Genomic DNA, 12894 nt, shown 5'->3' with positions numbered 1-12894 from the left:
GATGTACAAAGTGAGAAGTATTAAGCTTACTCACTATCTATATACCATACCTTAAGCTTATCAAGGTTAAGTACCAGCATCTCACTACTCAATACTATTGTTCCTGAGCTTGTCGAAGGGAAGGGAATAGAAGGGATAAAAAACTAAAAAGGGGCTTTGTTTAAAAGCAAAGTATCCGCCCCTTTCTTTTAGAAAGGGGACTTACCGGGCCCTGTAAGCCTATGGGTTATTAGTACTACTTGGCTACTTGCATTACTGCCTTTACACCTATAGCCTATCGACGTGGTAGTCTCCCACGACCCTTTAAAGAAATCTCATCTTGTGGTGGGTTTCGCGCTTATATGCTTTCAGCGCTTATCCACTCCGAACGTAGCTACTCAGCAGTGCCCCTGGCGGGACAACTGATACACCAGCGGTTCGTCCAACTCGGTCCTCTCGTACTAAAGTCAGATCCACTCAAATTTCTAACGCCCACTGTAGATAGAGACCGAACTGTCTCACGACGTTCTGAACCCAGCTCGCGTGCCACTTTAATGGGCGAACAGCCCAACCCTTGGGACCTTCTCCAGCCCCAGGATGTGACGAGCCGACATCGAGGTGCCAAACCCCCCCGTCGATATGAGCTCTTGGGGGAGATCAGCCTGTTATCCCCGGAGTACCTTTTATCCTTTGAGCGATGGCCCTTCCATGCGGAACCACCGGATCACTATGCTCTAGTTTCCTACCTGATCGGCCTGTATGCCTCTCAGTCAAGCCTGCTTATGCCATTGCACGCTACGCACGATTACCAACCGTACTGAGCAGACCTTTAGAAGCCTCCGTTACTCTTTTGGAGGCGACCACCCCAGTCAAACTACCCACCAAGCACTGTCTCCCGAATATTCGGGATTAGGCTTCGAATAAGCAAAGGGTGGTATTTCAACAATGACTCACATACACCTGGCGATGCATGATCACAGTCTCCCACCTATCCTACACATTACTTATCCAAAGTCAATACTAAGCTATAGTAAAGGTTCACAGGGTCTTTTCGTCCCACAGCGGGTAACCGGCATCTTCACCGATACTACAATTTCACCGAGATCATGGCTGAGACAGTGTCCAGATCGTTGCACCATTCGTGCAGGTCGGAACTTACCCGACAAGGAATTTCGCTACCTTAGGACCGTTATAGTTACGGCCGCCGTTTACCGGGGCTTCAATTCAGATCTTTTCCCGATTGCTCGGGATAAACCCTCCTCTTAACCTTCCGGCACCGGGCAGGTGTCAGGCCATATACTTCTTATTTCTAATTCGCATAGCCCTGTGTTTTTGATAAACAGTCGCCTGGACCTCTTCACTGCGGCCCCCGCCAAAGCGGGGGCGACCCTTCTCCCGAAGTTACGGGTCGATTTTGCCTAGTTCCTTAGCCATGAATCTCTCGAGCACCTTAGAATTCTCATCCCAACTACCTGTGTCGGTTTACGGTACGGGCTGCATCGGCTTGCTTTTCTTGGTAGTCGATCCGCTGGGTTATCACTTCATCCGAAGACTCCGTGTACTATCAGGACATTACTGTTCCCTTCAACGCACAATTCCGTCTGTGCGCACCAACTTCTCGCCTACGTCGCTTTTAATGCCGTGCAGGTAGCAGAATATTAACTGCTTGTCCATCCACTACCCCTCTCGGGTTCGCGTTAGGTCCCGACTAACCCTGGGCTGATTAGCATAGCCCAGGAAACCTTAGTCTTTCGGTGGGGGGGTTTCTCGCCCCCCTTATCGTTACTTATGCCTACATTTTCTTTTGTAGCCCCTCCAGCAAGGATCACCCCTCACCTTCAACAAAACTACAATGCTCCCCTACCACAGCCTCATAACCCCCAAAGGGGGGGGACTATCCATAGCTTCGGTAATATGTTTATGCCCGATTATTATCCATGCCGGACCGCTCGACTAGTGAGCTGTTACGCACTCTTTAAATGAATGGCTGCTTCCAAGCCAACATCCTAGCTGTCTGGGCAGTCCAACCGCGTTTTCTCAACTTAACATATATTTTGGGACCTTAGCTGATGGTCTGGGTTCTTTCCCTCTCGGACATGGACCTTAGCACCCATGCCCTCACTGCCAGTCATCATTATATAGCATTCGGAGTTTGTCAGGAATTGGTAGGCGGTGAAGCCCCCGCATCCAATCAGTAGCTCTACCTCTATATAACTAAACTAACGCTGCACCTAAATGCATTTCGGGGAGTACGAGCTATTTCCGAGTTTGATTGGCCTTTCACCCCTACCCTCAGGTCATCCCAAGACTTTTCAACGTCAACGGGTTCGGTCCTCCACTTTGGGTTAACAAAGCTTCAACCTGCCCAAGGGTAGATCACACGGTTTCGCGTCTACTACTACTGACTACATAGCGCCCTATTCAGACTCGCTTTCGCTACGGATCCAATCCTTAAAATCTTATCCTTGCCAGTAAAAGTAACTCGTAGGCTCATTATGCAAAAGGCACGCCGTTACCAATATAAATATCAGCTCCGACCGCTTGTAAGCGTATGGTTTCAGGATCTGTTTCACTCCCTTATTCAGGGTTCTTTTCACCTTTCCCTCACGGTACTGGTTCACTATCGGTCTCTCAGGAGTATTTAGCCTTAGCGGATGGTCCCGCCTAATTCATACAGGATTACTCGTGTCCCGCACTACTCAGGATACCACTAAATCAACATACCTTACCTATACAGGGCTATCACCTTCTTTGGCCACTCTTTCCAAAGTGTTCTAGTTCAATACATATCTTATAGCGTGGTCCTACAACCCCAACCATGCCGTAACATAATTGGTTTGGGCTTCTCCGCGTTCGCTCGCCACTACTAACGGAATCACTATTGTTTTCTTCTCCTCCGGGTACTTAGATGTTTCAGTTCTCCGGGTTCGCCCCTGATAAATCAGGTGACATGTCTTCAACATGCCGGGTTGCCCCATTGGGAAATCCGCGGATCATAGTGTATGTGCCACTACCCGCAGCTTATCGCAGCTTATCACGTCCTTCTTCGCCTCTGAGAGCCTAGGCATCCCCCATACGCCCTTATCTAGCTTATCTGGCCTTTTGCTCTTAAACTCGCTCTTCTTAGTTTTTTTATCTCTCTATTATTCTATTTCTCTTTCAGATCAGTTATCTTTTTCTTACTTCTATTTTACTAACTCTCATCATACATACCTTATACCTGCCCGGTAATTTCTTAACCAAAACAAACATACTGTACCTATCGTAAAGCCAACCAAATAAAATAAGTCAAAACAACCAATCCTTCTCGTTTCTCTTAATCAATATGTCAATGAACTTTTGCCCCCTCCAACTCCCCCAATGGGGGAGAGTAACATTTGTTACCCCCCTAAGAGTTCCTCCCCAATGGGGAGGTTAGGAGGGGCTTGTGGAGAATATCGGAGTCGAACCGATGACCTCTTGCGTGCAAGGCAAGCGCTCTAGCCAGCTGAGCTAATCCCCCTTCCCTCAAGTTATGAGTGATGGGTTATGAGTTATGAGCTATCAAACCCATACCAACTCAACTTCTTGAATTTCCTTTTAATCTTCTTTACAATGAACTTTTTTATAATCCAGAATTCAAAATTATGAATCCAAAATTATTCTATCCTATATCACATTACAACAACTAAAAATTCTGAATTCTTAATTGATAAAGTAGTCTCAGGCAGACTCCCTTCCTTTCGTCAGGGTAAACTCCTCGTCTTACCTTTCGACAGTAGTCTCAGGCAGACTCGAACTGCCGACCTCTACATTATCAGTGTAGCGCTCTAACCAGCTGAGCTATGAGACTGTCTTTTAAAATAGACCCAAGACCATACGAATCAAGACCCAAGACAAAAACGTCTTGTCTTCTTGTTTCTTGTTTTCTGTATCTTTTTTTAAATTAATTAATCGACAGCTAAAAGAATTAAAACTAGGTACTCATCTACCACTACCCCTACTTAAACAATCAACTATAAAAGCTAATGACCCAGTAGAAAATAAAAGTAAAGAGAAAAAGAAAGCCTCCGATCGTACCCTTCGTTTGCCTGCTTATTGGTAAATATAACGGCTACCTATTGGTTACCGGTCATACCTACTCGCAGAACTTCTCTAGAAAGGAGGTGTTCCAGCCGCACCTTCCGGTACGGCTACCTTGTTACGACTTAGCCCCAGTTACCAGTTTTACCCTAGGCCGCTCCTTAACGGTGACGGACTTCAGGTACCCCCAGCTTCCATGGCTTGACGGGCGGTGTGTACAAGGCCCGGGAACGTATTCACCGGATCATGGCTGATATCCGATTACTAGCGATTCCAGCTTCACGGAGTCGAGTTGCAGACTCCGATCCGAACTGTGATAGGTTTTATAGATTCGCTCCAACTCACGTTGTGGCTGCTCTCTGTACCTACCATTGTAGCACGTGTGTGGCCCAGGACGTAAGGGCCGTGATGATTTGACGTCATCCCCACCTTCCTCGCGGTTTGCACCGGCAGTCTTGCTAGAGTTCCCATCTTTACATGCTGGCAACTAACAACAGGGGTTGCGCTCGTTATAGGACTTAACCTGACACCTCACGGCACGAGCTGACGACAACCATGCAGCACCTTGTAATATGTCCGAAGAAAAGTCTATCTCTAAACCTGTCATACTACATTTAAGCCCTGGTAAGGTTCCTCGCGTATCATCGAATTAAACCACATGCTCCACCGCTTGTGCGGGCCCCCGTCAATTCCTTTGAGTTTCATTGTTGCCAACGTACTCCCCAGGTGGGTTACTTATCACTTTCGCTTAGTCACTCAGATTTACATCCAAACAACTAGTAACCATCGTTTACGGCGTGGACTACCAGGGTATCTAATCCTGTTCGCTACCCACGCTTTCGTCCCTTAGCGTCAATTAATTGTTAGTGATCTGCCTTCGCAATCGGTATTCTGTGTAATATCTATGCATTTCACCGCTACACTACACATTCTAACCACTTCACAATAATTCAAGACCTACAGTATCAATGGCAATTTTACGGTTGAGCCGCAAACTTTCACCACTGACTTATAAGCCCGCCTACGGACCCTTTAAACCCAATGATTCCGGATAACGCTTGGATCCTCCGTATTACCGCGGCTGCTGGCACGGAGTTAGCCGATCCTTATTCGTAGAGTACCGTCATTCCACTACACGTAGTGGGCGTTCTTCCTCTATAAAAGCAGTTTACAACCCATAGGGCCGTCTTCCTGCACGCGGCATGGCTGGATCAGAGTTGCCTCCATTGTCCAATATTCCTCACTGCTGCCTCCCGTAGGAGTCTGGTCCGTGTCTCAGTACCAGTGTGGGGGATCTCCCTCTCAGGACCCCTACCTATCGTAGCCTTGGTAGTCCATTACACTACCAACCAGCTAATAGGACGCATAGCCATCTCTAACCGATAAATCTTTAATAATAATGCCATGTAACATCATTACCACATAAGGTATTAATCCAAATTTCTCTGGGCTATCCCCTAGTTAAAGGTAGGTCCTATACGCGTTACGCACCCGTGCGCCGGTCGTCATCAGATGCAAGCACCTATGTTACCCCTCGACTTGCATGTGTTAAGCCTGCCGCTAGCGTTCATCCTGAGCCAGGATCAAACTCTTCATCGTATAATCTTTCCCTACTTGCGCAGGGATGATAATAATCATAGTGCCTCAATAGCACCCTTCAATTACCATGTTTCTCAAAAAATACAACCGGAATTCTGATACTTCCTCTTCTCTGCCCTCTTAAGCTATAATCCTATCCTTACCATAATTGCTTACCGTAAAGAATAAACCGCAACTTAAAAAAAGCTAATGATGCTAGTCTTAATTCTTCTTTCTTATTTGTATCACTATCTGTCATGGATTCCTGCCTTTGCAGGAATGACAAAAAATGTACGCGCTGTCAATCAATATGTCTATGAACTTTACCCTCAATCCAGTTAAAGATCTCTACCTCCAACTTAATTAAAGGTCTATAGATTTCCACCTTCGTGGAAATTTACCTGTGAGTATCCAGGGAATCGAACCCCTACCTATTACTTACCAAAGCAATACCCTTTCTTACACCTATATAAATGAACCTTCTCGCTTATTTCTTTAACCCATTCTCTCAGCCCCAAAGCGGGTGCAAATATACAACTACTTTTTACTTTTAAACAAAACTTTTTTGAGTTTTTTTAGACAAAAAAGATTTCTAAAAATAAAGAGTTGATTATGAATAAAATACTCATTAAAATAATTAATCTTTTGTATAATTATTTTTGAGGAACTTAAAGATAGTAAACAATTTAATTACTTAAAGTAAATTATTTGTTAAGGTTAAAAAAATTATTTCATTAACAAATCCTATTCTGAATGATCCCATTTATTCTTTAAATCGTAAAAACTAAAAGACAATGCAGATTTTTGTTCTTCCAATTCATTAGCTTGAAAACTTCGCTGAAGTATGTCTTCAATCCAGTAATCTTCTTCTACATTAATAGGATCGTATTCTCTTTTTAATGAAATATCAAAAAAACTGGCGGTTACATTATAGCTAAAAGCCCTAAAACCACTTCTATACTCTTTTACAAGATTGAAAAAAGTAATTCCAGTTTGTCGATGAACCAATTTTACCAAAATTTGTCCTTCTGTTCTAGTCATCTTTTTTAGTTCGTCCGTAAATTCGCCTTCCATATATTTTTGTAATTGTCGAACATACTTTCTTCTGGCTCTTTTATTGGTAATGGTTTGTAGCCTTTCATTAAGAGTTGCTAATCGGTCTGCAGCCAGTTTTGCGTAGGGATATACTTTTTTTGTCTTTCTTCTTAATATTAAGTACTTACGCCTTGCTAAATTATCTTTAAATTTTAACTTCCCTAAGATAACTACTTCATCAAGATCAATGGCATCGTGTGGAATGGTATCTCCTTCAATTATATAATATTGTACAAATTGACTTGTCTTTGCAATGCTATCAGATACGGTGTTCTGCTCCTGACAGAATAACGGATTTACCATTATATATAGGACACATCCTAATAAAATTTTATACATAGCTAAAAATTCAGCTTTTATTATATAGTCAATACTTACAGTTGATACTGATTGTTAAAACTAATCATTTCTACTTATTATTGTTTTAGTATCAACCGGTTTTAAAAACTTTAATAGTTTTAACAAAGTTATTTAAACACTTTGCAAAATATAAATTTTTCAACTACAATTATATTTTAAGCTATAGTTACTCTCTCCAAGATTACTTAGAATTTATTTATTTTGTTACATTCGCAAAAAGCATAAAATAATGGCATTAAAAAGCATATTGAATAAGAACTCCTTAACTTTTTTAGAAAAATATTTAAACAACGCAGCTCCTACAGGTTACGAGTGGGAAGGTCAGAAATTGTGGATGGACTATTTAAAACCTTATGTGGATGATTTCATCACGGATACATATGGTACTGCAGTAGGAGTTATTAATCCCAACGCTAAGTACAAGGTTGTTATTGAAGGACATGCCGATGAAATTTCCTGGTACGTTAACTATATTACGGATAATGGTTTGATCTATGTAATTAGAAACGGAGGTAGCGACCATCAAATTGCAGCTTCTAAAAGGGTTCACATTCATACGGATAATGGCATAGTACACGGTGTTTTTGGTTGGCCAGCCATACATACCAGAGATCGTGGTGCTAAAGAAACTCCGCCAAAACTGGATAATATTTGTATCGATGTAGGATGTAATACTAAGGAAGAGGTACTTGACCTGGGAGTCCATGTAGGTTGTGTTATTACCTATCCGGATGAATTTATGATTCTAAATAAAGATAAGTTTGTTTGCAGAGCGTTGGATAACCGTATGGGTGGATTTATGATTGCCGAAGTAGCCCGTCTTCTCCAAGAAAACAACAAAAGTCTTGATTTTGGTTTATATATTACTAATTCGGTTCAGGAAGAAATTGGGTTGCGAGGGGCACAAATGATAACTGAAACCATTAAACCTGATGTAGCTATTGTAACGGATGTATGTCATGATACGACTACTCCTATGATTGAAAAAAAGACACAGGGAGAAACTAAAATTGGGGACGGACCGGTAATTTCTTATGCTCCTGCGGTTCAAAACAAATTACGGGAACTTCTAATTAGTACTGCAAATAAAAATGAAATTCCTTTTCAAAGAATGGCTTCCAGCCGGATGACCGGTACGGATACGGATGCTTTTGCTTATAGTAACGGTGGGGTTGCTTCGGCATTAATCTCTTTACCTTTACGATATATGCATACTACGGTTGAAATGGTGCATCAGCATGATGTAGAAAATGTGATCAAACTTATCTACCATAGTTTATTAGCACTTAAGGAAGGGGAAACCTTTAGTTATTTTAAATAGAATATGTACAACTAATATTTGTAACTAATGAACAAACAGGAAAAGCAGTGGTTAAAATACAAATAACGACTTTTCCTGTTTGTTAAAATCCTACGATTACTAATAGGATTCTTCTATGATTTCCTGAACGATATCCGGATTTAGTAGTGTGCTTGTATCTCCTAAATCCTTTTCTGTGGTTTGTTTACCTGCGATTTTCCGTAGAATTCTCCTCATAATTTTTCCACTTCTGGTTTTAGGTAATCCGGAAACAAACTGAATTTTATCTAATTTGGCGATAGGTCCGATACGTTCTGTGATCTGTTGATTTACTTCGGCGCTTAAATTATCCCGGTCCCGCATTTGTCCGGTTTCTTTTAATATAACAAAACCATATAAAGCGTTGCCTTTAATGTCATGAGGAAAACCTACAATGGCACTTTCGGCGACGGCTGGATGTTCATTAATAGCATCTTCTATAGGTGCGGTACCCAAATTATGTCCTGAAACAATAATCACATCGTCTACCCTTCCGGTTATCCGATAATAGCCAACTTCATCCCTAAAGGCACCGTCTCCGGTAAAATACATGTTTTTATAAGCTGAAAAATAAGTGTCTTTATATCTTTGATGATTCCCCCATATACTTCTCGCCACTGAGGGCCAGGGAAACTTGATACAAAGATTTCCGTTTATTTGATTTTGGTGAATTTCATTGGCATTTTCATCTACCAGCGCAGGTTGAATTCCCGGTAAAGGTAAGGTTGCATATGTAGGTTTTGTAGGCGTAGAAAACGGAACAGGAGATATTAAAATTCCGCCAGTTTCTGTTTGCCACCAGGTGTCTACGATCGGGCAATTTTTGTTTCCTACATGATCGTTATACCAGTGCCAGGCTTCTTCATTAATTGGTTCTCCTACAGTGCCCAGAACTTTTAAACTTGATAAATCGCGACTTTTTACAAAATCCAGATTTTCTTTGGCTAATGCTCGAATAGCAGTTGGTGCGGTATAAAACTGATTAACTTTGTGTTTTTCGACAATTTCCCAAAAACGACTGTAGTCAGGGTATGACGGAACTCCTTCAAACATAAGCGTTGTCGCTCCGTTTAACAAGGGACCATATACGATATACGAATGCCCGGTAATCCAACCTATATCAGCGGTACACCAATACACATCTTCTTCCTGATATTGAAATACATTTTTAAAAGTAAACGCAGTATACACCATATATCCTGCTGTGGTATGCAACATTCCTTTGGGTTTTCCCGTAGACCCGGAAGTATATAAAATAAATAAAGGATCTTCAGCATCCATTATTTCAATCGGACATTTTGGAGAAGCTTTATCTAATAAGGGTTGTATCCATTGATCTCTTTTAGCTTTAAAATTAATCTCAATATCAACTCTTTTGACGACCAAGACTGTTTTAACTACCTTAGATTTTTCCAGGGCTTCATCTACAATCTTCTTTAGGGGAATAGTTTTAGCTCCACGATACGAACCATCGGAGGTAATTACCAGTTTTGCCTGACAATCTTCTATTCGTGTGGCCAGTGCAGTCGCAGAAAAACCAGCGAAAACAACCGAATGAATAGCACCAATACGTGCACAAGCTAAAACTGCTACGGCAAGTTCAGGGATCATAGGCAGATAGAGGCAAACCCGATCTCCCTTACCTATCCCCTGGTCTTTTAATACGTTTGCCATTTTACATACCCTTTTATGTAATTGATTATAGGTAATATAATCTGCCTTTTCTTCAGGATTATTAGGTTCAAAAATGATAGCTGTTTTATCTCCTCTTATACTAAGGTGCCGATCTAAGCAGTTTTCAGTAATATTTAATTTTGCATTTTGAAACCAGATAATTTCCGGTTTGTTAAAATCCCAATGTAAGACTTGATCCCACTTCTTTCTCCATAAAAAATGTTCTTCTGCAATTTCTGCCCAATATAATTCCGGATTATGGACGGATTTTCTATATACCTGAAAATATTCTTCCAGATGTTTTATGTGATAATTACTCATATGTCGTATAATGAAGTCGTACCGTAAATGGCTGACAAAATGATTTTGAATAGGCTACTAAATTAGAATTAAAATGGAACTTTATGCAATTTATTTGAGAAGATGATAAATTTTTAAGGGTTATACAGTCTTAATCTTACAGTCAAGCATCTATTCTTTAAAGTAAAAAGCATATTTTAAAAATTTTGACATTTAACTTAGGATTACTTAAGGATTTTCTTAATATATTGTAGGACTTTCTGCGGTTTACCTTATTATTTTATATTTAAAAGTAAGGTCATACTCTTTAAAACACTATATGCATGGCAGACGAATTTATAAATATCTTGGATGAACATGGGAAATTGACGGGGGAAATTAAACTTAAATCCGAAGCACATCGGTTAGGTTTATACCACTCTAGTGTTCATATCTGGTTTTATACTAAAAATGGAGAACTTTTAATTCAAAAAAGAGCTGATTTTAAAGATACCTTTCCTAATTTATGGGATGTTTCTGTGGCCGGGCATATCAGTGTTGGCGAAACACCTGAATATTCTGCTATTCGGGAAATTAGTGAAGAAATCGGACTTACTATCAAAAAAGACCATATTAATTTTATCGGGGTGTATTTGGAACAAACTAATCCACGTGAAAATATTATGGATAATGAATTTCATTATATCTACTTAGCTGAATTACAAACGTCTCTGGAAGAGCTAGTCATTCAAGAGGAAGAAGTAGCTGCGATTAAAATGATCTCTCTTAATAAACTAAAACAAGATTTATCTAACCCGGATAAAGCCAAATGTTACGTACCCCACGAAAAAAAGTATTTTGATTTTGTATTTTCAGAAATTCAAAAATTATTATCATCTTCTTAAAAAACTTCTTTGATTTATTTAAACAAGAATAAGTATTTATATTTCGTATGGATACTTTTTGCTTTACTTTACCTGCCAGTCTCCTGCCAAAATATTAAGGATAAAGACTTCACTATTGTCCATAGCCTTTCGCCTTTACTAAAGGAAGTCTCAGGAATTACTTATGATCCTGAAAATAGACTTTTGTTTGCAGTCAATGACTCTGGCAACGACAATAACATTTTTGCATTAAATACTAAAGGTCAAATTATAAATCAATATACTGTAAAAGGTGTTTATAATAAAGATTGGGAAGCCATTAGCTTAGACTCCCAGAACAACTTATATATAGGTGATTTTGGAAACAACAAAAACGAAAGAAAAGACCTGAAGATTTATAAAATTTCTTCTATATCTAGTGCAAAACCCGTTGTGAAAACTATTTCATTTACCCTCTCTGATCAAAAAGCTTTTCCTCCTAAAAAGAAAGGGAGAAATTTTGATATTGAGGCTTTTATTATAATGAAGGATCATATTTTTTTATTTTCAAGAAACAGAGGTTCGGATTTTAATGGAAATACTAAAATCTATCAACTACTCAATCAACCGGGAACTCAAACCGCAGAGTTAATAACTACTTTATTTATTGGAAATGATGATAAGGATTGTTTTATTACAGATGCGGCAATCAATTCTAAAGGGAACAAAATTGTGCTTCTTACCTATAATAAGGTCATGATTTTAGATTCTTTTAAAAAAGATAGTTTTTGGGATGGAACGCTTTCAAAGATTAAATTGAATCATTCTTCGCAAAAGGAAGGAATTACTTTTCTAAATGATTCCACACTACTTATCACAGATGAAAAGAAGAAAAGCAATGGCAACTACTTATATAAGTATCAACTAGACTAGAGCTTTAAAGATGGTATAGGTTGTAGTTTATAATAGCGTTGGTGTATTGGAATTGACCCAATTATTTTATTTACAGCTTCCTATCCTAAATTCTTTCCAAAGGAAAGAACTTTTAGCAACCTTCCCTTTAGAAAAAGCTGGGGATGGGACTGATTTATATAAATGAGAATTATCTACGCTATTTTAAACTAGGGCTTAAAGATGCTATAATATAAATACTTATGCTTTTTTACTTACTAATGCATAAATATAAGCATCTGACCAACCTGTTAAAAGGGGTAGTACTTCCTTTTTACAGCCTTCTTTGATAAATCCCGTCTTTAATAACACTTTTTGAGAACCTATATTTTGAACGGCACATCCGGCTTCGATACGATGTAAATGGTATTGAGAAAAACCCATAGTCGTTATTTTAAGAACGGCTGCCGTTGCAACTCCTTTTCTCCAATAATCAGGATGAATCTTATACCATAAGGTTGCTGATTTAAATTTTGGTTGAGAAAAGTCAAGCGCAATTAACCCTATTTTCTGATTGTCTAAAGATGCTATCACAAAAGTTATACTTTGATTATTTTCTTCTTGTTGTTTTAATTTCCAAAAATAATCCTCTGTTTCTCTTATCTCTTTATGAATACCTAAAGTATTATACTGATCTACAAGGGGATTTGATAATAACTTATACAGAAAAGGTATAGCATCTTCAATTAAAGAGACCAATTTAACTTCCATCAT

6 protein-coding genes, 2 tRNA genes and 2 rRNA genes are annotated in these 12894 nt (G+C 39.6%); 3 read left to right on the top strand and 7 right to left on the bottom strand.

Translation table 11 applies throughout. The features are described 5' to 3' along the window. Positions 1-212 precede the first annotated feature (212 nt). The 5 genes from NBT05_RS13055 to NBT05_RS13035 form a co-directional block, all read right to left on the bottom strand. A 23S ribosomal RNA gene (locus NBT05_RS13055) occupies positions 213-3075 on the bottom strand. Positions 3076-3407: 332 nt separating this feature from the next. Continuing rightward, positions 3408-3481 (bottom strand) — tRNA-Ala (locus NBT05_RS13050). Positions 3482-3737: 256 nt separating this feature from the next. Continuing rightward, positions 3738-3811: transfer RNA gene (locus NBT05_RS13045), tRNA-Ile, on the bottom strand. A gap of 306 nt (positions 3812-4117) precedes the next feature. Further along, a 16S ribosomal RNA gene (locus NBT05_RS13040) occupies positions 4118-5640 on the bottom strand. The 16S and 23S rRNA genes sit together here with 2 tRNA genes alongside, the layout of an rRNA operon. Before the next feature lie 723 nt (positions 5641-6363). Next, positions 6364-7053 (bottom strand): DUF4294 domain-containing protein, encoded by a 690-nt coding sequence (locus NBT05_RS13035; RefSeq protein ID WP_265770296.1) that lies wholly within the window; start codon positions 7051-7053, stop codon positions 6364-6366. Positions 7054-7303: 250 nt separating this feature from the next. On the opposite strand from NBT05_RS13035, the gene NBT05_RS13030 reads away from it, so the two are divergent. Next, a complete protein-coding gene (locus NBT05_RS13030) occupies positions 7304-8395 on the top strand; it encodes a M42 family metallopeptidase (protein ID WP_265770295.1) in 1092 nt (363 codons plus the stop codon). Between the two features lie 99 nt (positions 8396-8494). Here the strand turns inward: NBT05_RS13030 and acs are convergent, their stop codons facing one another. Beyond that, entirely contained in the window at positions 8495-10408 is a 1914-nt protein-coding gene (gene acs, locus NBT05_RS13025; RefSeq protein WP_265770294.1) for an acetate--CoA ligase, read from the bottom strand. A gap of 302 nt (positions 10409-10710) precedes the next feature. On the opposite strand from acs, the gene NBT05_RS13020 reads away from it, so the two are divergent. Both NBT05_RS13020 and NBT05_RS13015 read left to right on the top strand, forming a co-directional pair. Then, entirely contained in the window at positions 10711-11271 is a 561-nt protein-coding gene (locus NBT05_RS13020) for an NUDIX hydrolase (protein ID WP_265770293.1), read from the top strand. Positions 11272-11280: 9 nt separating this feature from the next. Further along, positions 11281-12162 carry an SdiA-regulated domain-containing protein gene (locus NBT05_RS13015; RefSeq protein WP_265770292.1) on the top strand — a complete coding sequence of 294 codons (882 nt, stop codon included), beginning with the start codon at positions 11281-11283 and terminating at the stop codon, positions 12160-12162. Between the two features lie 219 nt (positions 12163-12381). Here NBT05_RS13015 and NBT05_RS13010 read toward each other — a convergent pair whose 3' ends face one another. Then, positions 12382-12894, bottom strand: coding sequence for a GNAT family N-acetyltransferase (locus NBT05_RS13010; protein WP_265770291.1), 513 nt, complete (start codon positions 12892-12894; stop codon positions 12382-12384).

Source organism: Aquimarina sp. ERC-38 (assembly GCF_026222555.1).
Classification (GTDB): domain Bacteria; phylum Bacteroidota; class Bacteroidia; order Flavobacteriales; family Flavobacteriaceae; genus Aquimarina.
This window is presented reverse-complemented; position numbering and strand designations above follow the sequence as displayed.